The following is a 25,650-nucleotide window of genomic DNA, read 5'->3' on the forward strand; positions in this document are numbered from 1 at the left end:
ATGGAGTGCAGATGACCATGGCACGGATGCAGCACTCGATCGTTCGACGCGACCCCCGGGGAGCCGGAGCATGAGCCTGGCGACCGGTGCGCTGATCCTCGGTCTCATCCTGCTGGGGTCCGTGGCGCAGCGGGTGGCGGGGCTCGGCTTCGCGATGCTCGTCTCGCCCTTCATGGCGCTCGTGATCGGCGCTCACTCGGGCGTGGTGCTCGTCAACGTGCTCTCGATCCTGTCGAGCGGCCTGATCCTTCCGCGGGTGTGGCGGTCGATCGACTGGTCGATGTTCCGGTGGCTCGGCGCCTTCGCCGTGGTCGGTTCCCTCGCCGGGGCCTGGGTGGCGCAGCTGTTCTCGCCGGCGGTGATGGCCGTGACGGTGGGCGGCATCGTGATCGTCGGGCTCGGCGGTTCGCTCGCCATGCGAGGAAACCGCTTCTCGACGGAGCAGCGCGGGCCGAGAGCGGTCGCGGGGCTGCTCTCGGGGCTCACGAACTCCCTTGCCGGTGTCGGCGGTCCGGCGGTGAGCGCCTACGCCGTGCTCACCCGCTGGCCGCAGACGGCGTTCGCCGCGACGCTGCAGCCCTACTTCCTCATGATCGGGGTGACGTCGGCGGCGATGAAGCTGATGCTCGATCCGGGCTCGCTGCCCGCGACCGGCTGGTGGTTCTGGGGCCTCGTGGTGGTCGTGCTGCTGACCGGCATCGCCCTCGGCGAGCGACTGCTGAGGGTCGTCACCGTGGGACAGGTGCGGCGGCTGGTCATCGTGCTGGCGTTCGTGGGGGCGGCGGCCTCGCTGTCGCAGGGGCTCTTCGAGCTGTTCGGGTGACGGGGCGGATCGTCGCGTCACTCGAGCGGTGCGAGCATGCCGAGCCACGCGAGTTCGCGGAACCCGGCGACCAGCGCCTCTGCCGCCGCGTCGGCGTCGACCTCGAGCAGCGTGGCGAGGGCGTCGGCAATGCGGCCGAGCGAGAGCTCGCCGTCGCACACTCCCACGGCTGCGGCGATGAGCGGGTCGGCCGCGACCCTGCGGGCGATGGGTCGATCGGTGGTGAGTCGGATCGCGCGCGGCGCCTCCTCGCCGGGCGTGTGCTCGCGCTCCTCGACCACCGCTTCGGCGCGCAGCCAACGGGTCGCGAGCACCTCGGCGTCGCTCATGCGAGCCGCGCGCACGCCCGCGTCGAACGCGGCGGCGAGCCCGCCTCCGAGATCCTGGGCCGCGTACGCGCCGGCCGCTCGATCGACCTCCACGAGCGCGCGTTCGGCAGCACCCGCCGATGCACACCTTCGGGCGCGGATCGCCCCGAGCCCGATCGCCGTGATCCGGCGCGCCGCGAAGTCGTCGAGCCAGGAGCCCATGAGCCGCTCGAACTCGTCGGTGCCCGGCCGGGCTCCCCCGTCGCGGGCCCAGGTCTCGGCGTACTGCGCGGGGTCCACCCGGTCGCGCTCGATCACCCAGGCGTCGAGCGCGCCGGCCGAGCCGGCGGCCGCCTCGATCCACTCGCGCACCCGTTCGAGGCCGTTCGACCCCCACGGCGACTCCCAGTTCGCGAGACAGAGCAGCGTGCCGTTCTCGGCGAGGTGACCGGGCGCCTCGCTCACGACCCGCTCGGCGAGGCCGTCGCCCGCCATACCGCCGTCGCGGTACTCGTAGACGGGCGCGTCGCCGTCGCCTCGCGGGGTGATCACGAACGGCGGGTTCGAGAGCACGAGGTCAAATCGCTCGCCCGCGACCGGCGCGAAGAGGTCGCCGAGACGGAAGTCGATCCGGTGTTCGACCCCGCCCAGCCGGGCGTTCGCCCTGGCCATCGTCAGCGCCCGCTCGGAGATGTCGGTCGCGACGACCTCGCCGCGCAGCGCCAGGTGCATCGCCACGATCCCGCAGCCCGTGCCGAGATCGAGGCACCTCGCCGCATCCGCGGGCGGCGCCTGCGAGATGAGGGATCGCGTCGCTCCTCCGACGCCCATGACGTGGTCGGGGCGCGCTGGCCGGCGCCGCAGCTGATCGTCGAGGTCTGAGATGATCCACCAGTGCAGCGGCCGGTCCGACCGCGCGTCTGTCACCGCGACGGGGTTCAGCGAGAGCGCGGCGCGCAGGCGGCCGTCCCTGTCGGCCTCCACGAGGCCGAGCCCGATCGCCCCCGCTGCGCCGAGCTCGGGCAGGGCGGCGTCGAGCTCGGCGCCGTCGACCCGCTGGGCGAGCAGGAAGAGCCGCACGAGCGCGGGGAGCGGGCCCTCGTCGCGCTCGCCGAGCGCTCGCAGCGCCGGAGCGAACACCCCGCGCTGGCGGGCGCCGTCTGCCGCGGCCCCGAGCAGGCTCGCGACCGCGTCGACGCGGTAGTCGGCGGCGGCGAGGCCGGCGTGCAGGCGGTCGATGAGTTCGGGATCCACCCCACCAGGGTATTCGCTCCCCGACCGGCGGTCGTGCGGACTCGCACGACCGCCGGTGCGCGCCTAGTAGGCGACGGTGAAGCGGGCGCGGCGGTGCTTCGGATCCTCGATCTCGTCGACCACCGCGACGCCGAAGTCGGCGCCAGAGATCTCGGAGCGGCCCTCGGCGTCGGTGAGCAGCACGTCGCCGCCGGTCCGGTACTCGCCGCGGTACTCCCCCGCCGCCCACGCTCCGAAGGTGGCGGCCGGGCTCACGAGGAACCAGTCGAGCGCCTCGGGCGCGGAGCGCAGGTCGTCGAGCACGCCGCCCATCTCGGCGGCCTCGGGCTTCACCTCGTCGGCGAAGTCGGGGCCGTTCATGACGAGGTCTCCGCCTTCGCTCTGCAGCAGGGAGCCGGCGCCGCCGATCACACCGAGGCGCACCCCCGCGGCGGCGGCCTCTGCAGCGAGTTCCGAGATGGCGGGGCGGACGCGGCCTGCCATGTCACCGCGCGGTGAGACCGCGGCAACCACGACGTCGGCCCCGTCGAGCGCCCGGGCGCGGTCGGCCGCCTCGGTGATGGAACCCCGCACGTACCGCGCCCCCGCGATCTGCTGCGCGCTCTCGCCGCGGCTCACGCTCGTCACCTCGAGCCCGCGCACCGCCGCAGCCTCGACGATGTGCGATCCCGCGTACCCGCTGCCGCCGATTACCGTCACCTTGGTCATCTCTGCCTCCTCGAAGTCCCGGCCCGCCGACACGACGGGCCCCTCGGTGCAACCGACCGCGACCCGCCGCTATTCCGCGCGGCGCCGCACGGTCCCGTCGGCGAAGCGGTGCGGCGTTCGCCGCACCGCTCAGGCGAACGCGCGGTCGAAGGCCCGGACCGGGCTCGGCAGCACCGTCTCGCCCGTGAGGTACGCGTCGACCGAGGCCGCGGCGGCCCGCCCCTCGGCGATCGCCCACACGATGAGCGACTGGCCCCGGCCCGCGTCGCCCGCAACGAAGACGCCGGGCACATCGGTCGCGTAGTCGTCGGCGCGCTCGAACGCGCCGCGCGATCCGCGGCCCAGCCGCAGACCCTGATCCTCGATCGCCTCGGGGCCGGTGAAGCCCATCGCGATGAGCACGAGGTCGGCGTCGATGAGCCGCTCGGTGCCCGGGATCGGCTCGCGGCCGCGCTCGGTGAAGCCCGTCTCGGCGACGCGCAGGGCGCGCACCCTGCCCTCGGCGTCGCCCACGAACTCCACGGTCGAGGCGAGGTAGCGGCGCTCCCCGCCCTCCTCGTGCGAGCTCGACACCTCGAACAGCGTCGGGTGCACGGGCCAGGGCTGGGTGTCGGTGCGCGTCGGCGAGGGTTTGCGACCGATGGCGAGGTTGGTGACCGATCTCGCGCCCTGGCGGTGGGCGGTGCCCACGCAGTCGGCGCCGGTGTCGCCACCGCCGATGACGATCACGTGCTTGCCCGCCGCGTCGAACTCGGCGGGCAAGCCGGCGGCAGGCTCGTCGCCCCGCTGCTCCCCCGCTTCCGCGAGCGCGCGGTTCTGCGCGGTGAGGTAGTCCATCGCGTAGTGCACGCCCGCGAACTCGCGGCCGGGCAGCGGCAGTTCGCGCGGCACGGTGGCGCCCGTCGCGACGACCACCGCGTCGAAGCGGCGGCGCAGCTCGCTCCACGACATGTCGCGGCCGATCTCGATGCCGCAGCGGAAGCGCGTGCCCTCGGCCTTGAGCTGTTCGACGCGGCGGGTCACGAGCTGCTTCTCGAGTTTGAACTCGGGAATGCCGAATCGCAGCAGACCTCCGGGCTGCTCGTCGCGCTCGTACACGGCGACGGTGTGACCGGCGCGCGTGAGCTGCTGCGCGGCGGCGAGGCCCGCGGGCCCGGATCCGACGACGGCGACCGTCTTGCCCGTGAGGCGCGCGGGCGGCTGCGGCGTCACCCAGCCGTTCGCGAAGGCCTGGTCGATGATGCCGTTCTCGGTCTGCTTGATCGTGACGGCCGGCTGGTTGATGCCGAGCACGCACGCCGACTCGCAGGGAGCCGGGCAGGCGCGGCCGGTGAACTCGGGGAAGTTGTTCGTCTCGTGCAGCCGCTCGATGGCGTCCTGCCAGCGGTCGCGGGTGACGAGGTCGTTCCATTCGGGGATGAGGTTGCCGAGCGGGCACCCCTGGTGGCAGAAGGCGACGCCGCAGTCCATGCAGCGCGACGCCTGCCGTGCGACGACGGTGGGGTCGGCGGGGTCGACGACCTCGCGCCAGTCTTTCAGCCGCAGTGCGACGGGTCGCTTGGGGGTGAGTTCGCGCTCGCGCACCTTCAGGAATCCGCGGGGATCAGCCATGGGTCGCCTCCAGGATCTCGGACCAGACCCGCTCTCCGTCGGGGTCGACGCCCTGTTCGTTGGCGCGCTCGCGAATCTCGAGCACGCGCGAGTAGCCGCGCGGGATCAGTCGGGTGAAGCGCGCGAAAACGCGCTCGGGGTCGCTGTCGATCTCGTCGAGCAGCGCGGTGCCGAGCTCGGAACCGGTCTGCTCGACGTGCCGCTTCAGCAGCGCTGCGATCCGCTCGCGCAGTGCATCGTCGAGCGGGGTCAGGGTAAGCGCCCCTGACCCGAGCTCGGCCGAGTTCACGTTCGCGGGGTCGAGATCGAGGATCGCCGCCTCGCCGCCCGACATGCCGGCGCCGATGTTGCGCCCGGTGGGGCCGAGGATCAGGGCGAATCCGCCCGTGAAGTACTCGAGCGCGTGGTCGCCCGCGCCCTCGACGACCGCGGTAGCGCCGGATCCGCGCACGAGGAAGCGCTCCCCCACCGTGCCCGCGATCCACAGGCTGCCGCTCGTCGCGCCGTACCCGATGGTGTTGCCCGCGATCACGTTGCCCGACGCCGCGTGCCCGGCATCGGGGTGCGGGCGGATCGCGATCTCGCCGCCCGAAAGCCCCTTGCCGACGTAGTCGTTGGCGTCTCCGATGAGGCGCAGCGTGATGCCGGCCGGGATGAAGGCGCCGAGCGACTGCCCAGCCGAGCCGGTGAGGGTGACGTCGATGGTCTCGGGGGCGAGGCCCGTCGCGCCGTATCGCTTCGTGACCTCGTGGCCGAGCATCGTGCCGACGGCGCGGTCGATGTTGCGGATCGGCAGGTCGACCACCACCGGCTCGCGACGGTCGAGCGCGTCGGCCGCCATCTCGATGAGGCCCCGGTCGAAGTGCTCGTCGAGCTCGTGATCCTGCTCGCGGCCGTGCCGCCGCGGCTCGCTCTCGGGGAACGACGGGCCGCGCAGGATCGGCGTGAGGTCGAGACCCTCGGCCTTCCAGTGGCGGATCGCGTCGTCGACGTCGAGCGCCGAGCTGTCGCCGACGGCCTCGCCGAGGGTGCGGTAGCCGAGGGAGGCGAGCAGCTCGCGCACCTCCTCGGCGATGAAGCGGAAGAAGTTGACCACGTGCTCGGCGCGGCCGGTGAAGCGCTCGCGCAGTTCGGGGTTCTGCGTGGCGACGCCCACCGGGCAGGTGTCGAGGTGGCAGACGCGCATCATGATGCAGCCCGAGACGACGAGCGGGGCGGTCGCGAAGCCGAACTCCTCGGCGCCGAGCAGGGCGGCGACGACCACGTCGCGGCCGGTCTTCAGCTGGCCGTCCGCCTGCAGCACGACGCGTTCGCGCAGGCCGTTGAGCATGAGGGTCTGCTGGGCCTCGGCGAGGCCCAGCTCCCACGGGGAGCCGGCGTGCTTGAGCGAGTTCATGGGGCTCGCGCCCGTGCCGCCGTCATGGCCGGAGACGAGGATCACGTCGGAGAGGGCCTTTGCCACGCCCGCGGCGACCGGGCCGATGCCGCTCTGGGCGACGAGCTTGGTCGAGATGCGCGCGGCGGGGTTGGCCCGTTTGAGGTCGAAGATGAGCTGCTTGAGGTCTTCGATCGAGTAGATGTCGTGGTGCGGGGGCGGCGAGATGAGCCCGACGCCCGGGGTGGCGTGGCGGGTGCGGGCGATCCACGGGTACATCTTCTGCGGCGGCAGCTGACCACCCTCGCCCGGCTTCGCCCCCTGGGCGAGCTTGATCTGGATCTCGTCGGCGTGCGTCAGGTACATCGAGGTGACGCCGAAGCGGCCCGACGCGACCTGCTTGATCGCGCTGCGCCGCTCGGGGTCGAGCAGCCGATCCTCGGCCTCTCCGCCCTCGCCCGTGTTCGATTTGCCGCCGAGCATGTTCATGGCGATCGCGAGGGTCTGGTGCGCCTCGGGCGAGATCGATCCGTAGCTCATGGCGCCGGTCGCGAAGCGCTTGACGATCTCGCTCACCGGCTCGACCTCGCCGAGCGGCACGGGCGGCCGCTGGGGTGAGAGCCTGAAGAGGCCGCGCAGGGTCATGAGCCGCTGCTGCTGGTCGTTGACGCGGCGGGTGTACTCGGCGAATATCTCGCGGCGGCCCGTGCGGGTGGCGTGCTGCAGCTTGTAGATGGTCTCGGGGTCGAAGAGATGGGGCTCCTCGCCGCGCCGCCATCGGTACTCGCCGCCGGTCTCGAGCTTCTTGTGCGCGAGCGGGGCGGGGTCGTCGGGGTAGGCGGCGCGGTGGCGGGCGGCGACCTCGGCGGCGATCACGTCGAGGCCGACGCCGCCGAGCCGCGAGGCGGTACCGGTGAAGTAGCGGTCGACGAGCTGCTGCGAGAGGCCGATCGCCTCGAAGGTCTGCGCGCCGCAGTACGAGGCGACGGTCGAGATGCCCATCTTGCTCATCACTTTGAGCATGCCCTTGCCGAGCGACTTGATGAGCTTCGCGATCGCCTGCTCCTCGGTGACGCCCGCGATCGACCCGTCGCGCACGAGCAGCCCGACGGTCTCCATGGCGAGGTAGGGGTTGACGGCGGCGGCGCCGTAGCCGATGAGGGCCGCGACGTGGTGCACCTCGCGCACGTCGCCCGCCTCGGCGATGAGCGCGACGCTCATGCGCTGCCCCTCGCGGATGAGGTGGTGGTGCACCGCCGAGACGGCGAGTAACGACGGCACGGGGGCGAGGTCCTTGTTGGAGTCGCGATCGGACAGGATGATGAACTCGGCCCCCGCCTCGATCGCGGCGCTCGCCTCCCAGCACATCGTCTCGAGCCGGTCGGCGAGGCCCTTTGCGTCGTAGTCGACGGGGTACAGACCGCGGATCGTGACCGCGCGCTCGCGCTCGGGGTCGTCGCCGAAGTGCTGGATGCGCGCGAGCGCGTCGTTGTCGATGACCGGGAAGTCGAGGATCACCTGACGGGCATGGTCGACCGACTGCGTGAGCAGGTTCTGCTGCGGCCCGATGCTCGTGACGAGGCTCGTGACCAGCTCTTCCCGCAGCGCGTCGAGCGGCGGGTTGGTGACCTGCGCGAACTGCTGCACGAAGTAGTCGTAGATGTGGCGCGGCCGCTCCGAGAGCGCCGCGATCGGCGTATCGGTGCCCATCGCCGCGATCGGCTCGATGCCGTCGCGAGCCATGGGGGTGAGCAGCAGCCGCAGCTCCTCCTCGGTGTAGCCGAAGGTGCGCTGGCGCCGGCTGATCGAGGCCGGGGGGTGCACGAGGTGCTCGCGCTCGGGCTGTTCGGAGAGCCGGATGCGTCCCTCCTCGAGCCACTCGCCCCAGGGGGCGAGGTTCGCGAGCTCCCGCTTCACGGCCTCGTCCTCGCGGATGGTGCCGCTCGCGAGATCGACCGCGAGCATGCGGCCGGGCTGAAGACGCCCGCGTCGGATCACCCGGTCGGGGGCGATGTCGAGCACACCGGTCTCGCTGGCGATCACCATGACGCCGTCGCTGGTCACGAGGAAGCGGCCGGGGCGCAGGCCGTTGCGGTCGAGGGTTGCGACCAGCTCGGTGCCGTCGGTGGCGATCATCGCGGCGGGCCCGTCCCACGGCTCCATCACGAGCGAGTGGTATTCGAGGAAGCTGACGAGGTCGGGGTGCAGGCCGGTCTCGGATTCCCAGGCCTCGGGCACCATCATGGCGAGCGCGTGCGGCAGCGAGCGGCCCGCGCGCACCAGCAGCTCGAGCACCTCGTCGAAGCTGGCCGAGTCGCTGCCGCCCTCCGAGCAGACCGGGGAGAGCTGCCGCACGTCGCCGAGCAGCGGGCTCTCGAGCTGCGCCTCGCGCGCCCGCATCCAGTTGCGATTGCCGCGCACGGTGTTGATCTCGCCGTTGTGAGCGACGAGGCGCAGCGGTTGGGCGAGATGCCATGAGGGGAAGGTGTTGGTCGAGTAGCGCGAGTGCACGATGGCGAAGCGGCTCTCGAAGCGCTCGTCGGACAGCTCGGGGTAGAAGCCGGGCAGCTGCAGCGTGGTGACCATTCCCTTGTACACGATCGTGCGGGCGCCGAGCGACGGCAGGTAGCAGCCCGTCTCGTGCTGGATGCGCTTGCGGGTGCGGAACGCGCGCCGCTCGAGCTGATCCGTGTCGACCGCCTCGCCGCTCGCGGGCACGAGCACGAGCTGCTCGATGACCGGGCTGACGGCGCGGGCGCTCTCGCCGAGCACCTCGGGGCGCACGGCGACGGGCCTCCAGGCGAGCACCGAGAGGCCTTCCTCGGCCGCGATGGCGCCGATGCGATACCGCACCGCCTGGCGTTCGGTCGACGCCTGGGGCAGGAACGCGAGCCCCGCAGCGTAGCCGCCGGCCGCGGGCAGGCGCAGACGGGCGTCGTGCTCGGCGAGGACCTCTCGGATGAAGCGGTCGGGCAGATCGCTCAGGATGCCCGCGCCGTCGCCCGTTCCCGCGTCGGAGCCGACCGCGCCGCGATGCTCGAGGTGCTCGAGCGCCTCGAGCGCGAGGGAGACGATCTCGTGGCTCGGCTCGCCCGTGAGCGACACGACCGACGCGAGGCCGCAGGCGTCGCGCTCATCGGCGGGGTCGTAGAGCCCGACGCGCTCGGGGAAGCCGGCGGGGCTGGCGGTGGGGGTCGCTGCTCGGTCGCTCATCGACGTCCTCTCTCTCGGCGGGACGTCGGCGGCCCGGGCGGAGCCACCGATGGGGAATCATCTGCGACAGCGCCGTCGCAGCGCGCCATGGTGGCTGTGGAGGGGCCAGTTTACCAGTCGTTTCTTCGGCGAAACGAATCGGCTAACGCACTTTATGCACAGCATTCACGATCCGATACTTCTCCTCGAAATATTCTGCGGAACATCTTGACAATCTCCGAACGGTCGCATTTCACGAAACATAACCGAAACACTGCCGTCGTCCTTCCGAAACCGGGCGCGAAAAAGCCGGTGTGCGATAGTCGCCACCCCGTTCATCGGAGCGTTCGACTATCGCCCACCGGCTGAATCGGCGCGGAACCGCTCGTGCTCCGCCACACCCGAGGAGCACGGAGCGACCGCGGTCGCACCGGAGCGCGACCGCGGATCCGGTCACGCGTCGCCGTCGAAGCTGCTCGTGTCGCCGACCAGTCGCGTGTGGTCGGCGGGCACCGGATCGACCGCGGCGCGCGCCACCTCGGCCGCGAACTCCGAGACGTTGTAGAGTTTGCCGGCCTGCTCGCGGCGCTGCTCGATCGCGCCCGGGTTGAGGCGGTTCAGCAGGGTCGCCGTGACGGTGCCCTCGATCATGTCGCCCGAGACCACGGTGAAGCCGATCCCGCGCTCCTCGAGCTCCGGGATGCGCTCGCGCAGCGCGTCCTCGCCGGCTCGCTTCGAGAGCGCCACACCCTCGTACTCGGGCATCGTGGGGGTGGTGCGGATGAAGTGGGCCTGGTGGCTCGTGACGAACACCACGCGCGAGCCCTCGCCGAGGAGCGGCAGCGCGGCGTCGAGCACCGACAGCTGCGCGTCTCGGTTGAGCTTCAGCGCGTAATCCTCCTCCATGCCGCTCTCCATGCCGCCCGAAGCGTTGAGCACGAGGATGTCGAGGCCGCCGAACTCCTCGCGCACGGCCTCCATCATCGCCTCGACCGAGTCGGGATCGGTGAGGTCGGCGCCCTGCACGAGCGCGCGCACGCCCAGCTCGCGCAGCTGCGCGGCGAGCTTCTCGGCGCGCGGAGCCTTGTTGCGGAAGTTGACGACCACGTCGGCGCCCGCCTCGGCGAAGTACCGGACGGTGTCGGCTCCGATCCCGCGGGAGGATCCCGTCACGAGCGCGCGGCGACCGGAGAGAGTGCCCGGTTCAAGAATCTGAGTCACAAGTGCTCCTCGTCGTTTCGAAATACGTGCCTCCCAGAGTAGTGGACCTTGCATCCTGAGCAGCCCATGTACAGGGGTATCGCGAACCCGTCGCGAACGAGTACGCTGCAATGAACGGCAGGGGCGCCCGCGGGTCCGTGGGCGCTCCCACCCGCACATCACCGGCGAGGAGGTCCAGCATGGCTGATCGAACGCTCCGAGGAACGCGTATCGGCTCGACGAGTCTGCAGGGTGAAGAGGGCGTCGAGCTCTCGCCCAGACGCACCGTCGAGTACCTGACCGATCGCGGGGTGCGCTTCAGCGTGCTCTTCGACGCCGACGCCGAGCCCCCGGCCGAGTGGGTGGATCAGAAGAGCGGCGAGATCGGGTTCCTCGACGACGAGGCCGGGCGCGCAGCGCGCGCCGAGTTCGAGGAGAAGGAGTCCTCGCAGCGCACCCCGTGGGACATGCTCATCGAGCGCCGGACCCGCGAAGAGCTCGAGGAACTGCTCGAGGAGCGTCTGCAGCTGCTGCGCGCCCGCCGCGGCGCCAAGTAGCGGCCGCGGCCACCGCGCACCCGAGCGCTCCCATCGCCATCCAGAAGGCGGCGATCGCGGATCCGGCGTTCAAGGCCGGGGTCTTGCCCTCCACCAAGGGCACCTCGGCGACCATCGCATCGGCGGTGAAGGGCGTCAGCGTCGCGAGATCCCCGCCGTCGGGCGCGACCACCGCGCTCGTGCCCACCGTGGAGATGTTGACGAGCGCGCGACCGGTCTCGACGGCACGCAGCCGCGCGATCGCGAGTTGCTGAGCGCTCTCATCGGTGCGCCCGAAGTCGGCGTTGTTCGTCTGCGCGAAGATCACCTCGGCGCCGTCGCCCCCCATCGCAACCGCCTGCGCATCGAAGATGATGTCGAAGCAGATCGCGAGCCCCGCCCGCACGGGCCCCGCTGCCGAGGGCACCTCGAAGGCGGCCGGCAGCACACCCGCCGTGTACTCGAGCTGCACGAGATCGACGAGGTCGGGGGCGAGAGCGCGGAAGAACTCTCGATTGGGCATGTACTCCGCGAACGGCACCGGATACCGCTTGTCGTATCGCCCGGGCTCGGCACCCTCCGGCCCCCAGATCAGCGAGCTGTTGGTGTAACTGCCGTCGGGGTTCGCGAGGATCGTGCCGACCACGATCGGCGCTCCGGCCCGTTTCGCGAGGCGTGCCACCCGCTGCGCCGCGAGCGGGTTGTCGGGCAGCGCGAACTCGGCGCTGTTCTCCGGCCAGACGATCACGTCGACGGTCTCGTCATCGGCTTCGAGACGGTCGAGCAGTTCCTCGGTCGCGGCCACGTGATCACGGAGCACGTCGCCCGACTCGCGGTCGTCGAAGATGCCCGACTTCGAATCGCCCTGCACCGCGGCGACGCGAAGGGCGCCCGTCTGCGGCAACGGCGGCGCCGGCACGAGTGCCATCACGAGCAGGAGCACCAGCGCGGCGGCGGCGGCCGGCAGCACGGGACCGCGGAGCCGGGCACCGCCGATCCCGGAGGCGCCGATCCCTGAGGCGCCGACCGCCGCCGAGCGGCGCGAGAGGAGCGCGGCGACCGGCAGCGCGCAGGCGAGCGCGAGCAGCCCCGAGAGGCCCGCGAAGCCGACCCACGACACCGCCTGCGCGAGCGGCCCGTCGGCCTGCGTGTGCGCGAGGCGCCCCCACGCGAAGCCGCCGTACGGCCACGACCCCTGCACCTGCTCGCGCAGCACCCACAGCCCGGCGGCCGCGAGCGACTGCGCGACCACGAGTGCTCCGACGCGCTCCGAGAACCAGGGCAGGCGCGCGATGCCCCGCGTCGCCGCCGCGGCCGCAATGCCGAACAGCGCGAACCAGAGCACCATCACCGCGCAGAGGCCGAGCCACGGCACCGGCCCGAGGTAGAGCGTGAGCCACGAGATGTGGGGCGCCCAGAACGCCGCACCAGCGACGAGACCCGCCTGCAGCCCGATCTGCCAGGGCTGCTGCCAGACCGAGGCGAAGACGAGAGCGGCCCCCGCGATCGCTGCGGGCCACCAGGCGAGCGCCGGACTCGCCACGTCGAGCAGGTACCCGCCGGCGGCCGCCGCGATCAGCGACACCCACCACGGCAGACGCGCGATGAGCGTCGGGGTCATGAGGTGCTCGATGCCTCGACGATGCCGCGGCGCACGCCGCGCTTCGCCTCGCGAGCGAGCCGGGCCAGCTCGCCGAGGCGATCCTCATCGAGACCGCTCAGCACGGCCGTCTCGCACGCCTGGGCGATCTGGTCGAGCAGGTCGATCGTCTGCTTCGCCCAGCGCACGAAGTCGCCGGCGCCGATGCCGGAGCGCTCGAGCACGAGTTCGATGGGGGTGCCCGCAGCCCAGGCGTGCATCGCGGCGGCGAGGCCGGCGTGCGGCATTTCACTGCGCGGCAGCCGGTGTCGCTCGGCCAGGTCGTCGAGCTCGACCCACAGGTCGAGTACCCGGTCGTGCGCGGCCGCGAAGAGGCGCCCGCCTGGCAGGCTCGGCTCACCCTCGTCGTCGCGCCGCGGTTCGTAGCTCAGCACGCAGCACATCGCCGCGAGACCGGCCGCGTCGAGTCCGCGCAGCGCGTCTCGGCGTAGGCACTCGGCTACCAGCAGGTCGCGCTCGCCGTAGATGCGGCGCAGCAATTCGCCCCACGGGGCGACCTCGGGCTCGTTCGACGGCCCGTTCAGGTAGTCGAGGTCGAACAGCAGCTCGACCACTCGGTCGAAGACGCGGGCGATCGTGCCCGTGCGCGACGCGATCTGGCGGCGCCCGCGCTCGAGGCGGCGCCGCAGCTTGCGCGCGCGATCCTCCCACCGCTTGCGGTCCGCGCCCTGGGACCGCGCCGCGGCGGCGTCGTACCCGGCGAGCGACTCCTGCTCGGCCCGCAGCTCGCGGGCCTGGTCGACGACCGCGCGATCCGCCTGGAATTGCGCGAACGACAGCTCGAGCGTCTCGCGCACGTGCTCCATGTCCATGCGCTGCAGCAGGTTGACGGCCATGTTGGGCGTCGGCCGGAAGCTCGAGCGCACCGGGAACGACCGCGCCCCCGCGAGGTGGGCGAGCGCCTCGAGGTCGACCCCGTCGTTCCAGACCACCACCGCGTGGCCCTCGGTGTCGATGCCCCGCCGCCCGGCTCGGCCCGTGAGCTGGGTGTACTCGCCGGAGGTGAGCGGCACGCGCTGCTCGCCGTTGAACTTGTCGAGGCGCTCGATGACCACCGCCCGGGCCGGCATGTTGATGCCGAGGGCGAGCGTCTCGGTCGCGAACACGATCTTCACGAGACGGCGCTGGAACAGGTGCTCGACCACCGTCTTGAACGCGGGCAGCAGGCCCGCGTGGTGGGCGGCGACGCCGCGCTCGAGGCCCGCGATCCACTCGCGCACGCCGAGCACCCGGCGCTCCTCGTCGGTCATGCCCCGGGTGGCGTCGAGGGCGAGGCGCCGGATCTCCTCGCGCTCCTCGCGCGAGGTGAGGGCGATGCCCTCGAAGAGGCACTGCCGCACCGCCTGGTCGCAGCCGTTGCGGCTGAACACGAACACGATCGCCGGCAGCAGGCGCGTCTCGTCGAGCGCCCGCGCGATGTCGGCGCGGGAGACGCGCCGCGCACGGCGCACGGGCGGGCGCCCCCGCGTGCGACCGCGGTCGGCGTAGCCGTGGCTGCGCCCGCCGCGGCCCCGATCGCCGCGGCAGTATCCGCCGCCCCGCTCGCCGTCGCGGCCGTCGTCGCCGCCGCGCCGCCCGCCCTCGAGCATGCGCACCTCGGGGTTGAGGCGCCCTCCCCCGCCCGTCGCGGCGGTCTCGCCGTCGCGACCGACGAAGAGCGGCAGGAGGGCCTTCGGGGTGGTAGAGCGGCACCGGGCGGTGCTCCGAGAGGATCACGTCGGTGTCGCCGCGCACGGCGTGCATCCAGTCGCCGAACTCCTCGGCGTTCGAGACGGTCGCCGAGAGCGACACGAGCCGCACCTGGGGCGGCAGGTGCAGGATGATCTCCTCCCAGACCGCGCCGCGCCACCGGTCGCCGAGGTAGTGCACCTCGTCGAGCACCACGAAGGCCAGGTCGTCGAGCGCGTCGGAGCCCGCGTAGATCATGTTGCGCAGCACCTCGGTGGTCATCACCACGATCGGGGCGTCGCCGCGCAGGTTCACGTCGCCGGTCAGCAGGCCGACCTCGTCTTCGCCGTACTCCTCGCAGAGCTCGTGGAACTTCTGGTTGGAGAGAGCCTTGATGGGGGCGGTGTAGAAGATCCTGGCGTCGCGCTCACGACGGGCCAGGTACACCGCGAACTCGGCGACGGTGGTCTTGCCCGAGCCGGTGGGCGCGGCCACGAGCACGCTGCGCCCCTCTTCGAGGCGCTCGCACGCCGTGCGCTGGAACGCGTCGAGCGGGTAGCCGATGCGCGCGGAGAAGGCGTCGAGCGCGGTCTACGCCGACCCGGCCCGCTCGGCGGCGTCGAACTGGTCGTTCACTGCTGCTTCCCCGCCCGTCTGGGCGTCTCGCCCGCGTCATCGCCGATGTCGGTGCCGTCGATGCCGTACTCGGCGAGCTCGGCCGCGCGCTTCTTGTCGACCCGCCTGTCGTGCAGCAGCGCGACGCCCGCGGCCGCGAAGTAGAGCACGACGAGCGGTATCGCGAGCATGAACATGCTCATGAGGTCGACCGCCGGGGTCGCGATGCCGGCGAAGAGGATGATGATGAGGATCGCGACGCGCCAGCTCTTGAGAATGGTCTTGCCGCGGATCACCCCAAGGAAGTTGAGCATGACGAGCAGGGCCGGCATCACGAAGCCGATCCCGATCGCGAGCAGCAGCTTCGTGGAGAAGTCGAGGTACTTGCGCGCGCTCATGAAGGCGGCGTCCTCGGGCGGCGCGAAGCTCGTGAGCAGGCGCACGATGTTCGGGATCACGAGCCACCCGGCATAGGCGCCGAGCAGGAACAGCGGCACCGCGGTGAAGAGGAATCCCACCCCGTAGAGCTTCTCGCGCTTGGTCAGGCCGGGGGCGAGGAAGGCCCAGATCTGGTAGAGCCAGATCGGGCACGAGACGATCACCGCGATGAACAGGGCGATCTGCACGCGCGTGTCGAACGCGCCCGTGATGTCGTCGTAGTTGATCTGCGCGGTGCGACCCTGCTCCTCGGCGATGTCGTAGACCGGCTGGCGCAGCACGTCCCAGACGAAGTCGGAGAGCAGGAAGCCGACGACCAGGCCGAGCACGATCGCGATCACCGAGATCATCAGGCGCTTGCGCAGTTCGACGAGGTGGTCCCCGAGGCTCATCCGCCCCTCGGGATTGCGCTTCTTGCGCGCCTGATCTGCCATTCGCTCAGTTTATCCCAGCGCGCCTGGAGGGGTGGCGGCGCCGGCGGCGCCGAGCGCGCGCTCCGCCCACGCCCGCACCGCCTCGCGGGCGTGCCGCGGCGACTCGATGACGACGTCGCCCGGAGCGGCCTGAACGAGCCGGATCGCGGCCCCCTCGTGCCAGGCCTCGACGCGCACGCGCACGCGGCCGTCCGCGTCCTCCTCGATCGCCTCGGGGTCGAAGCCCCGGATCCTCGGCAGCAGATGCGCGGGCAGGGTCGCCACGAGGTCGAAGGCCGTGCGCGCCTCCTCGCCCGAGGCCTCGTGCTGCTCGGCCGGCAGCTGCAGCACGCGCGCCTCGCTCATCTGCTCGACGCGGAAGCTGCGCTCGGCGCGACGGTCGCGGCAGTGGGCGCGCAGGTACCAGGATCCGGCGTGCTGCGTCAGCGCGATGGGGTCGGCGGTGCGCGAGCTCGTGCGCCCCGCCGCGTCGCGGTACTCGAACGCCAGCGCTCGGCGGGCCTCGATCGCCGAGACGATGAGCGGGATCCGCGGGTCCTGCGGATCGGCGGTGACCGACAGCGCGGGGGCGCCGGCGCCGAGCGCGGCGCCGAGCCTCGCGGCGGTCCGCTGCGCGAGCCGGGCGTCGGCCTCCCCCAGCATGGGGGTGAGCGCCTGCAGCCCGGCGATGATGGCGGCGGTCTCCGACGGGGCGAACCTGGGCGCGTCGTCGACCGCGACCGTGTGGGTGAGGCTCACGACGTCGTCGCGCTCGAGGGCGTCCCAGTCGATGTCGAAGAGATCCTCGTGCTGGTAGCTCAGCGTCTCCCCCGGTACGCCCGCCGTGCCGAGGAAGCGCACGAGCGCGCGCAGCAGTTCGGGTGCGACGTCGAAGGCCGCCGCCAGCTGCGGGACGGGGGTCGGGCCGTGCTCGCGCAGGTACGGGATCAGCGAGAGCAGCAGCAGCACCCGGTCGGGTGCGAGCACGCGCTTACGCATCGGGGCCTCCCTCGTCGTCGGCCGCGACCGGAACCGCGGGAGCGCTCGGGCTCGCGGGAGCGGCGCCGATCGGCGGCGCGCCGTGGGCCGCCGCGATGCGGCGCAGGCCGTCGGCGACGAGACCCCGAAGGCTCTCGGGAGACGTCACCACGGCGTCCGCCCCGTAACCGATGATCTCCTCGGCGAAGAGATGCGGGTCGAGCACGCCGATGGTGAGACGCACACGGTCCTCGGAGCGGCCGCCGCACGCCTCGGCGGCCCGACCCCCGCGCGCCGCTCCGTCACCGGAGCCGGGTTCGCACGGCGGCGCGTCCTCGGCGCTCGCCGGCGTGTTCATCGCACCCAAAGCGCGCGGCGCGAGCCGCGCTTCCGCGACGCTGCCGCAGCGCACCAGCACCTCGGCTCGGCGCTGCTCGCGCAGGGCGAGCAGCGCGGCGATCGCGGGCTCGCCGCGCTCCCGCAGAGCGGGATCGAAGCGCTCAGCCGCGACGCGCACCTCGCCGGAGATGCGGGAGAGCAGGAACACCCGATCCGCCTCGCGGTCGAGATCCCACGAGATGAGGTGCCAGCGCCCGTCGACCCGATGCAGCCGCAGCGGCGCCACGCGGCGCTCGAGCGGGGCGGCGCGCCCCGGCAGCGTGTAGTCGAAGCGCGCGATCCGACCCTCGTCGATGGCGCGCTGCAGCGGGGCCGCGGCCGGCTCGGCCGTGCCGAGGCTCGGGGCGACGCCGAGGTGCTGCACGTCGAGCCCAGCCCCGAGCGCCTCGAGCTTCATCGTGGCCCGCCGCGACTCGGCGCTCAGGCTCCCCTCGCTCCAGGCGAGCGCCGCGAGGCGCAGCAGCATGAGCTCGCGCTCGTCGAAGCGGAGCTCGCTCGGGAACTCGAGCTGCTCCTTCGAGATGCGGTAGCGGGTGAGCTGGTTGTTGCCCGGTTGCAGGGGTGAGTCGAGCGTATCGATCTGGATGCCGAGCTCGCGCAGCTGCTCCTTGTCGCGCTCGAACTGCCGGTCGAGGGCGGCGCGCTCCGACGCGGATCGCGCGCGACCGGCGTAGCCGTGCACGGTCGACAGCAGCTCCTGCTTCGTGAGCCCCTCGGGGCTCACGACCAGGGCGAGCACCAGGCTGAAGACGCGCTGCTCGCCCGGAACGCGACCGGGCACCCGGACCTCAGCCGACCCCGATGATGTCGACCACCACGACCTTCGCGTCGGCGTCCGACTCGTTCTCGATGATGACGACCTGCGAGCCGACCTTCTTGCCCGTCAGCTGGTCGCGGAAGGTGTAGCCCGACTCGGAGACCTGCTGCTCGTTGCCGAGCCCCATCAGGCCCGTGTCCCAGCTGTTGGTCTGCACGGCCCCGTCCCAGCCCACCACGAGCAGCTGCGCGACGACGTTGTCGTCGGCCTCGACCTCGGCGCCGTCGCCCTCGACGCGCACGGCCGACGAGGTGCCGGCGGGCGCGTCGCGGGGCGGCAGCACGATGCCGGGACGACCCTCGTGGTCGGTGACGACGGCCGGGTAGCCGTTCGGCAGACCGCGCGCGGAACCCTGCGCGGCGAGCGGACCGGTCGAGACGACGTCGATCACGCCGACGAGCGGGGCGTCGGGGCTGCCTCCCAGCTGCATCGCGAGCTGCGAGCCCTCCTCGGGTGCGATCGCGATGACGACCCGGTCGCCGGGCGCGGCGCAGCGCAGCGATTCGCTGAGCGGGTTCGGGGCGTCCTCGGACACCATCAGGAACTCAGCCGACTGATCCGCCGCGGCGAAGCCCGGGCTCTCGTAGAGCGGCTCGCCGCTCGTCGAGTCGAAGAACGCCATGTTGACGCCCACGAGCGACTGCTCGTCGGCGACGCGGCTGCGATCCTCGGCCTCGTCGACCACCGTGCGCTGCGTGGAGAGCACCTGCAGATCGTCGGGGATCGACACGTCGGGGGTCTCGCCGAAACCGCCGCTCACCTGCACGCCGTCGCTCATGGCGCCGGGGTGCAGCGTCGGCTCGCAGTCTGCCGCGGCCGCCTGCTGCGCGCTGCAGCCTGTGACGCCGGCGAGGAGCAGCGCGGCGGCTGCGGTGGCGGGAACGAGTCGACGAAGCATGTGCACCTCTCGGAGAAGCCGATTCGGCCGCAGAGCGGCCGAACTGAACCCGGCTATCCTATCGAAACTCGGCTGGGCCGGAGACCCGCCGACCCGGGGGCGCCCCGCTCAGTCGTCGGCGCCGCGCTCGCGGGCGAAGCGCTGGGCCTCGCGCACCTTCTTGCGCAGCACTCTGTCGCTCTTGCCGCGCTCGCCCACCACCTCGGGAGTCCAGGCGCCGGGATCGCCCTGCTCGCCCATGTCGGGCAGCCAGCTGGCGAGATCCTCGTCGGTGAACTCGCTCTTCGACGCGCGGCGCTTGAGTTCGGGCAGTTGCGCGCCTGGCGCGAGCCTGCGCGCTGCGATGAGGAAGCCGGTGTGCGCGACCATGCGGTGGTCGGGGCGCACCGCGAGCCCCTCGACGTGCCAGCCGCGCACCATCGTCTCGGACGACTGGGGGTGCGTGAAGAGGCCGCTGCGGCGGATCTCCTCGGCCGTGCGCGAGAGCTGGGTCACGGTGGCGACGTAGCAGATGAGCACGCCGCCGGGCGCGAGCGCCCGAGCCGAGACGTCGACGCACTCCCACGGCGCGAGCATGTCGAGCACCACGCGGTCGACGCTGCCGTCGTCGCAGCTCGAGGGCAGCGTCTGCTGCAGATCGCCGACCGTGACGGTCCAGTTCTCGGGGGCGCGCCCCGAGAAGGCCGCCACGTTGCCGCGGGCGATGTCGGCGAACTCCTCACGGCGCTCGAACGAGAACAGGCGCCCCTCGGGGCCGATCCCGCGCAGCAGGTGCAGCGACAGCGCACCTGACCCGACACCCGCCTCGACCACGCGGGCCCCCGGGAAGATGTCGGCGAGCGACAGGATCTGCGCGGCGTCCTTGGGGTAGACGATCGCCGCCCCCCGCGGCATCGACATGACGAAGTCGGAGAGCAGCGGGCGCAGCGCGAGGTACTCCTCACCGCTGCTGTTCACCACCACGGAGGCGTCGGGCAGGCCCACGATCTCCTCGTGGCGGATCATGCCGCGGTGGCTGTGGAACTCGCCGCCCGGCACGAGCGTGATCGTGTTGAGGCGGCCCTTGGGGCCGGTGAGCTGCACCCGGTCGCCGTAGCCGAGGGGCCCGCGGGCCGAGGGCGCGTGCTCGCCGGCGGCCTGCGGCGCCCGGCCCGAATCGGCGCCGACGATCGAATCGTCCGTGCTCTGCTGCTCGCTCACCGCTGCGCTCCCGTCGTCTGCTCGGCGTTCCGCAGGGAGCGGAAACGCTCGGAAAGTCTATCCGCGTCGACGCCGGCGAGCGTCGGCCACACCTCGTGCGCCGATGCACCGGTGAGGTCGAGCAGGTTGGGCACCCCGATCGCGACCGCGCCCGATGAGTGGGCGGCGGCCAGGCCGGTGAAGGAGTCCTCGATCGCGAGGCAGCGCTCGATCGGCACGTCGAGCAGGGCTGCCCCGCGCAGGTAGGGATCAGGATCCGGCTTCTCATGTTCCACCTCGTCGCCCGCGACGATGCCGCGGAACAGGCCCTCGGGCAGCAGCCCGACGACGGCGTCGGCGATCGACCGCACGGCCATCGTCACGAGCGCGCTCGGGATGCCCGCCGTCGCGAGCGACTCGAGCAGCTCCACGGCGCCCGGACGCCACTGCGGGCCGGCCTCGCGCAGTCCGGCGATCACCGCCGTCTCCCACTCCGCGATGATCTCGTCGACGCCGAGCGGAACGCCCATCTGCTGGAAGACGACCGCCGCGTTGCGCAGCCCCGATCCGATCATGCGGTCCCGCACCTCGGCGGTCAGCTCGATGCCGTAGCGCGAGAGCATCGAGAGCTCGGCCTCGAGCCACAGCGGCTCCGAATCGATCACGGTGCCGTCCATGTCCCACAGGACGGCGGCGGGTGCTTCGTGCTGGGAAAGTGCGCTCATCCGCACCAGTTTACCGACGGAACCTCGACCGCGCCGGGAGACCGCGGCGGGCACCCCCTCCCGTCGGGCCGCGATGCGACGCCGAGATCGCGCGCTCGGCGGAAACGTCGGTTCTCGGGCGCGGTGTCGATATCCTGGAGGGCATGTCTGAGACCGCCTCCCCGCAGCCCCGCGTGCTGATCGTCGCCTTCCAGGGCTGGAGCGACGCCGGCGACGCCACCACCGAGGTTCTGCAGCACCTCGGGGGGCTCATCGACGCGGAGGTGCTGCACGTCATCAGCTCGGAGGGCTACGTCGACTTCCAGGTGCACCGTCCCAAGCTGATCTTCGACGCCGAGGGCAACCGTGTGCTCGAGTGGCCCGACACCCGCCTGTACGGCACGGTGCAGCGCCCGGGAGACGCGCCGGCCCCGCCCCGCCCCGACGAGGAGACGCTGCGGCGCATCGACGGCAGTCCCGTCACCGACCTCTTCCTCCTCGCCGGCGTCGAGCCGGCCCGCGACTGGCAGAACTTCGCCGACGAGATCGTCGAGCTCATCGACGTGTGGAGCATCGACACCGTCATCATCCTCGGCGCGATGTTCTCGGACGCGCCGCACTCCCGCCCCATCGCCGTGTCGGTCTCGACCGAGAGCGCCGAGCGCCGCGCCGAGACCGGCGCCGTGCGCAGCAGCTACGAGGGCCCCACCGGCATCGCGACCGTCGTCGACCTCGCACTCGCGCAGGCCGGCATCTCGGCGATCTCGCTCTGGGCCCAGGTGCCCCACTACGTGCACAGCACCCCCTCCCCGAAGGCCACGCTCGCGCTGCTCGACAAGCTCGAGGAACTGCTAGACATCGTGATCCCGCGCGGCGAACTGCTGATGCAGGCCAACGAGTGGGAGGCGAACATCAACCGGATCGCCGCCGCCGACGAAGAGATGTCGCGCTACATCCGCGGGCTCGAGGAGTCGCGCGACGATGCCATGGCCGCGGAGGCGACGGGCGACGCGCTCGCCCTCGAGTTCGAGAAGTTCCTCGAGGGCGGATCGCGCGGCATCGAGCAGACCGAGGCGATCGAGCCGGATCTCACGGGCGAGCCGGATCTCCCGGGCGAGCCGGATCTCACGGGCGAGCCGGATCTCACGGGCGAGGCCCGCGATCGCGGCGACGAGGGCGACGACGCGGATCCCGAGCAGCGCTGACGCGCCTCGCAAGCCCCACCCGCACCGACTCGTACAGAACCGGCCGACTCGATAGCCGCTCTTACAGCTTCACCCCGAGCAGCGCGTCGACGGCAGCCGCGATCAGCGCGGGGTCGTCGACCCCGCGATCGAGGGCGGCGTCGAGCGTGGCGAGCATCACCGGTGTGTCGAGGTCGTTCGCGAGGGCGGCGCGCAGCTGCTGCAGCACCGCGGTCGCGGAGGCGAGGTCGTCGCCGCCGCGCTCGAGCCCCTCGCGCCACGCCTCGAGCCGGCGGTTCGCGGTCTCGAGGTCGGCGTCGTGCCACTCCCACTCGGAGCGGTAGTGGTGCGCGAGCAGCCCGAGGCGGATCGCGGACGGGTCGGCCGGCACCCCCGCGCAGGCGCCGTGCGTGCCGTCGAGCAGCTTCGACACGAAGACGAGATTGCCGCGCGACTTCGACATCTTGTGCCCCTGGTAGGCGACGAGGCCCGCGTGGCAGTAGGCGTGCGCGAGGGGCGTGCCCGAGATGGCGGTGGCGTGTGCCGCGGTGAACTCGTGGTGCGGGAAGACGAGATCGGACCCGCCGCCCTGCACCGTGAACGCGCCGCCGAGGGCTCTCGTCGCGATCACCGAGCACTCGATGTGCCAGCCGGGCCGGCCCTCGCCGACGGGGCTCTCCCAGCTCGGCTCGCCCGCGCGAACCGCCCGCCACAGCAGCGGATCGAGCGGGTTGCGCTTGCCCGCGCGCTGCGGGTCGCCGCCGCGCTCTGCGCTGAGCTGCAGCATCGTGCCGTGGTCGTAGGGTGCGACGTCGCCGAGCCGCCACTGCGACTCCCGCTCGGCCGCATCGGTGTCGAAGTAGATGTCGTCGCCCTCGGAGTCAACGGTCGGCACCGAGTAGGCGAGACCGCGCTCGACCAGCTCGCGCACGGCGGCGGCGATCTCGTCGATCTGCTCGGTGACCGCGACGTAGTGCTCGGGCGGGATCATGCCCATGCGGTGCATGTCGGAGCGGAAGAGCCCGATCTGCTCGTCGGCGAGCGAGCGCCAGTCGACGTCGGTCGAGGCGGCGCGCTCGAGCAGCGGATCGTCGACGTCGGTGATGTTCTGCGCGTAGACCGTCTCGATGCCGGCGTCGCGCCAGGCGCGCTGCATGATGTCGAACGCGAGGTAGGTGAACGCGTGGCCGAGGTGGGTCGCATCATAGGGGGTGATGCCGCACACGTAGAGCAGCGCGCGCCCCTCGGAGATGGCGGGGTACTCGAAGCGCCCGGTGGCGGTGTTGTACAGCTTGGGCGTGAGGCCGGCGCCGGGCAGTTCGGGCAGCTCGGGAGGGGTCCAGGTTCTCATCGGATCGCCCCCGCGGTCGCTACGTCGGCCACTGATGCGACGGCGGTGCCGCCCTCGGCGGTGAGCACGCCGGTGCTCAGCAGCACGATGATCGCGATGCCGAGCAGCACCCGGTAGATCACGAAGGGCAGGAAACTGCGCTTCGAGATGTACTTCATGAACACGCCGATCACCACGAGGGCGATCACGAACGCCACTGCGGTGGCGATGGCGGTGAGGCCCATCGGGGTGTCGCCCTCGGGGGCTCGGAGGGCTTTGAGGAGCTGGTAGAAGCCCGAGCCGAGCACGGCGGGGATGGCGAGCAGGAAGGAGTAGCGCGTCGCGGCCTCGCGGGTGTAGCCCATGAAGAGGCCGGCCGTGATGGTGCCGCCGGAGCGGGAGACGCCCGGGATCAGCGCGAGCGACTGGGCGAAGCCGAAGACGAGGCCGTGCTTCCAGGTGAGCTTCTCGAGCGGCCTCGTCTTGCGCCCGGCCCAGTCGGCGGCGCCGAGCAGTAGACCGAAGACGATGAGCGTGATCGCCGTGAACCAGAGCGAGCGCAGCGTCGTCTCGATCTGGTCCTGGAACAGCAGGCCGAGCACCACGATGGGGATCGTGCCGATGATGATCCAGCACCCCATCAGGGCGTCGGGGTCGGTGCGGGCCGCCTTGCCGGTGAGCGACTGGAACCAGCGGCCGATGATGCGGACGATGTCGCGCCAGAAGAACACGATGACCGCCGCCTCGGTGCCGATCTGGGTGATCGCGGTGAAGGCGGCGCCGGCGTCGCCGATGCCGAGCAGCTCGCTCGCGATGCGCAGGTGAGCGCTCGACGAGATCGGCAGGAACTCGGTGAGACCCTGCAGGATGCCCAGCAGGATCGCGTCGAAGAAGCCCATCATGTCCTTTCGTGGCGGATGGAAGCGTGCGGCCGTCGCGGGCCGCCGTCCAGGATAGCCCAGGGTCGCGGCGAAACCCCGTGACGCCCCGGTCGGGCGCGAGTGCGAACCGCGGTCGCAGCCGGCTCGGCCGGGAGGACCGGCGTCAGTAGGTGCGCAGCAGGTCGACGAGCACTCGGTGCCCGAAGTCGAGGGCGTCGAGGGGCACCCGCTCGTCGACGCCGTGGAACATGCCGGGGAAGTCGAGGTCTGCGGGCAGGCGCAGGGGCACGAACCCGTAGCCCGCGATGCCGAGGCGTGACAGCGCCTTGTTGTCGGTGCCGCCGGAGAGCAGGTAGGGCAGCACGCGCGCGTCGGGGTCGGCGCGGCGCAGGCTCTCGGTCATGGCGTCGACGACCTCGCCGGCGAAGGGCACCTCGAGACCGATGTCGGTGCGCACCGTCTCGATCTCGATGTCCGGGCCGACGATGCGCTGCACCTGCGCGAGCACGTCTCCCTGCTCGGAGGGCAGGGAGCGCACATCGACGAGCGCTTCGGCGGTGTCGGGGATGACATTGTGCTTGTAACCCGCGGTGAGCACGGTCGGGTTGCTCGTGTTGCGCAGGCTGGCCTGGATGAAGCCGCCGCCCTTGCCGAGCCGCAGCACGAGCTCGTCGGGCGCCACCTCGTGCGGGTCTTCGCCGAGGATCGCCGCGAGGTGGTCGATGAGGTCGCGCGTGGTGTCGCAGAGGGTGACGGGCCATTCGTGCCGCCCGAGCGCCGCGATGGCCTCGGCGAGACGGGTGAGGGCGTTGTCATGCCAGACGCGCGAGCCGTGGGCGGCGGTGCCCCGGGCGCGCAGGCGGATCCAGTCGAGCGCCTTCTCGCCGGTCTGGATGAGGTAGGCGCGCGTGCCGGCCACGTCGATGGAGTAGCCGCCGACCTCGCTGATCGCGGTCTCGGCCCCTGAGAAAAGCTCGGGGTGGTGCTCGACGAGGTGGTGCGAGCCGTAGACGCCGCCGTTCTCCTCGTCGGCGAAGAAGGCGAGGATGACCTCGCGCCGGGGCCGCTCCCCCGAGCGCAGCAGCTCGGCCACCGCCGTGAGCATCATCGCGTCCATGTCTTTCATGTCGACCGCGCCGCGCCCCCACAGCATGCCCCCTGCGATGACGCCGGCGAACGGATCGACGCTCCACCCGGCGGGGTCTGCCGGCACGACGTCGAGGTGACCGTGCAGCACCAGGGCGGGCAGGCCGGGTTCGGCTCCGGGCACGCGCGCGACGACGCTGGCCCGGCCCGGCAGCGACTCGAAGATCTGCGGCTCGAGCCCCAGATCGCGCAGGTACGTCGCGACGTACTCGGCGGCGGGCAGCTCGGGCTCGGCGTCTCCGCCTCCGCGGTTGGTGGTGTCGATGCGGATGAGGTCGCGCGCGACGCGCGCGGTCTCGGAGAGCTGGGGGTCGGTGGTCTCGCTGCTCATGC

19 protein-coding genes and 1 pseudogene are annotated in these 25,650 nt (G+C 72.1%); 3 read left to right on the top strand and 17 right to left on the bottom strand.

Annotated elements, in window-relative coordinates:
- The first annotated feature begins 70 nt into the window (after nucleotides 1-70).
- Nucleotides 71-823, top strand: a complete 753-nt coding sequence (locus tag Leucomu_RS08430) for a sulfite exporter TauE/SafE family protein (protein ID WP_128386936.1) — start codon at nucleotides 71-73, stop codon at nucleotides 821-823.
- A 17-nt stretch (nucleotides 824-840) separates the two neighbouring features.
- Here Leucomu_RS08430 and Leucomu_RS08435 read toward each other — a convergent pair whose 3' ends face one another.
- The 5 genes from Leucomu_RS08435 to Leucomu_RS08455 form a co-directional block, all read right to left on the bottom strand.
- Entirely contained in the window at nucleotides 841-2,385 is a 1,545-nt protein-coding gene (locus Leucomu_RS08435; RefSeq protein ID WP_128386937.1) for a N5-glutamine methyltransferase family protein, read from the bottom strand.
- A gap of 63 nt (nucleotides 2,386-2,448) precedes the next feature.
- Complete coding sequence (locus Leucomu_RS08440; protein WP_128386938.1) at nucleotides 2,449-3,093, bottom strand: NAD(P)-dependent oxidoreductase; 645 nt, start codon at nucleotides 3,091-3,093, stop codon at nucleotides 2,449-2,451.
- 129 nt (nucleotides 3,094-3,222) lie between these two features.
- A complete protein-coding gene (locus tag Leucomu_RS08445; RefSeq protein WP_128386939.1) occupies nucleotides 3,223-4,704 on the bottom strand; it encodes a glutamate synthase subunit beta in 1,482 nt (493 codons plus the stop codon).
- Nucleotides 4,697-9,292: a glutamate synthase large subunit gene (gltB, locus tag Leucomu_RS08450; RefSeq protein ID WP_128386940.1), complete on the bottom strand. Its 4,596-nt coding sequence runs from the start codon at nucleotides 9,290-9,292 to the stop codon at nucleotides 4,697-4,699. The genes Leucomu_RS08445 and gltB overlap by 8 nt, the downstream gene beginning before the upstream one ends.
- Nucleotides 9,293-9,724: 432 nt before the next feature.
- On the bottom strand, nucleotides 9,725-10,492 hold the full coding sequence (locus tag Leucomu_RS08455) for an SDR family oxidoreductase (protein WP_128386941.1): 768 nt from the start codon (nucleotides 10,490-10,492) through the stop codon (nucleotides 9,725-9,727).
- Nucleotides 10,493-10,671: 179 nt separating this feature from the next.
- On the opposite strand from Leucomu_RS08455, the gene Leucomu_RS08460 reads away from it, so the two are divergent.
- Entirely contained in the window at nucleotides 10,672-11,028 is a 357-nt protein-coding gene (locus tag Leucomu_RS08460) for an RNA polymerase-binding protein RbpA (protein WP_017884632.1), read from the top strand.
- Here Leucomu_RS08460 and lnt read toward each other — a convergent pair.
- The 9 genes and pseudogenes from lnt to Leucomu_RS08500 all read right to left on the bottom strand — a co-directional run bounded on the left by lnt (nucleotide 10,943) and on the right by Leucomu_RS08500 (nucleotide 20,797).
- Nucleotides 10,943-12,628: an apolipoprotein N-acyltransferase gene (gene lnt / locus Leucomu_RS08465; RefSeq protein WP_128386942.1), complete on the bottom strand. Its 1,686-nt coding sequence runs from the start codon at nucleotides 12,626-12,628 to the stop codon at nucleotides 10,943-10,945. The two genes, Leucomu_RS08460 and lnt, sit on opposite strands and share 86 nt — an antisense overlap.
- Entirely contained in the window at nucleotides 12,625-14,256 is a 1,632-nt protein-coding gene (locus Leucomu_RS08470) for a helicase-related protein (protein WP_407656640.1), read from the bottom strand. The genes lnt and Leucomu_RS08470 overlap by 4 nt, the downstream gene beginning before the upstream one ends.
- Before the next feature lie 226 nt (nucleotides 14,257-14,482).
- Nucleotides 14,483-14,836, bottom strand: a pseudogene (locus tag Leucomu_RS15945) (DEAD/DEAH box helicase); the annotation flags it as partial.
- Between the two features lie 131 nt (nucleotides 14,837-14,967).
- The gene (tatC, locus tag Leucomu_RS08475; RefSeq protein ID WP_017884629.1) at nucleotides 14,968-15,822 is read right to left on the bottom strand and encodes a twin-arginine translocase subunit TatC; all 855 of its coding nucleotides are present in this window, start codon (nucleotides 15,820-15,822) and stop codon (nucleotides 14,968-14,970) included.
- 9 nt (nucleotides 15,823-15,831) lie between these two features.
- On the bottom strand, nucleotides 15,832-16,800 hold the full coding sequence (locus tag Leucomu_RS08480) for a helix-turn-helix transcriptional regulator (protein ID WP_128386943.1): 969 nt from the start codon (nucleotides 16,798-16,800) through the stop codon (nucleotides 15,832-15,834).
- Nucleotides 16,793-17,959 (bottom strand): helix-turn-helix transcriptional regulator, encoded by a 1,167-nt coding sequence (locus Leucomu_RS08485; RefSeq protein ID WP_128386944.1) that lies wholly within the window; start codon nucleotides 17,957-17,959, stop codon nucleotides 16,793-16,795. The genes Leucomu_RS08480 and Leucomu_RS08485 overlap by 8 nt, the downstream gene beginning before the upstream one ends.
- 7 nt (nucleotides 17,960-17,966) lie before the next feature.
- On the bottom strand, nucleotides 17,967-18,893 hold the full coding sequence (locus Leucomu_RS08490; protein ID WP_128386945.1) for a peptidylprolyl isomerase: 927 nt from the start codon (nucleotides 18,891-18,893) through the stop codon (nucleotides 17,967-17,969).
- A 108-nt stretch (nucleotides 18,894-19,001) separates the two neighbouring features.
- Nucleotides 19,002-20,093 (bottom strand): tRNA (adenine-N1)-methyltransferase, encoded by a 1,092-nt coding sequence (locus tag Leucomu_RS08495; RefSeq protein ID WP_128386946.1) that lies wholly within the window; start codon nucleotides 20,091-20,093, stop codon nucleotides 19,002-19,004.
- Nucleotides 20,090-20,797: an HAD family hydrolase gene (locus Leucomu_RS08500; RefSeq protein WP_228407044.1), complete on the bottom strand. Its 708-nt coding sequence runs from the start codon at nucleotides 20,795-20,797 to the stop codon at nucleotides 20,090-20,092. The genes Leucomu_RS08495 and Leucomu_RS08500 overlap by 4 nt, the downstream gene beginning before the upstream one ends.
- Before the next feature lie 143 nt (nucleotides 20,798-20,940).
- On the opposite strand from Leucomu_RS08500, the gene Leucomu_RS08505 reads away from it, so the two are divergent.
- Complete coding sequence (locus tag Leucomu_RS08505; RefSeq protein ID WP_128386947.1) at nucleotides 20,941-21,981, top strand: PAC2 family protein; 1,041 nt, start codon at nucleotides 20,941-20,943, stop codon at nucleotides 21,979-21,981.
- Between the two features lie 61 nt (nucleotides 21,982-22,042).
- Here the strand turns inward: Leucomu_RS08505 and mshC are convergent, their stop codons facing one another.
- From mshC to Leucomu_RS08520, 3 genes are all read right to left on the bottom strand, one after another.
- Nucleotides 22,043-23,311: a cysteine--1-D-myo-inosityl 2-amino-2-deoxy-alpha-D-glucopyranoside ligase gene (mshC, locus tag Leucomu_RS08510; protein WP_128386948.1), complete on the bottom strand. Its 1,269-nt coding sequence runs from the start codon at nucleotides 23,309-23,311 to the stop codon at nucleotides 22,043-22,045.
- Nucleotides 23,308-24,189, bottom strand: coding sequence for an undecaprenyl-diphosphate phosphatase (locus Leucomu_RS08515; RefSeq protein ID WP_128387821.1), 882 nt, complete (start codon nucleotides 24,187-24,189; stop codon nucleotides 23,308-23,310). The genes mshC and Leucomu_RS08515 overlap by 4 nt, the downstream gene beginning before the upstream one ends.
- 145 nt (nucleotides 24,190-24,334) lie before the next feature.
- Nucleotides 24,335-25,648, bottom strand: coding sequence for a M20/M25/M40 family metallo-hydrolase (locus Leucomu_RS08520; protein WP_128386949.1), 1,314 nt, complete (start codon nucleotides 25,646-25,648; stop codon nucleotides 24,335-24,337).
- Nucleotides 25,649-25,650: the final 2 nt, after the last annotated feature.

The sequence above is a fragment of the Leucobacter muris genome, from assembly GCF_004028235.1.
In the GTDB taxonomy this organism is placed as follows: domain Bacteria; phylum Actinomycetota; class Actinomycetes; order Actinomycetales; family Microbacteriaceae; genus Leucobacter; species Leucobacter muris.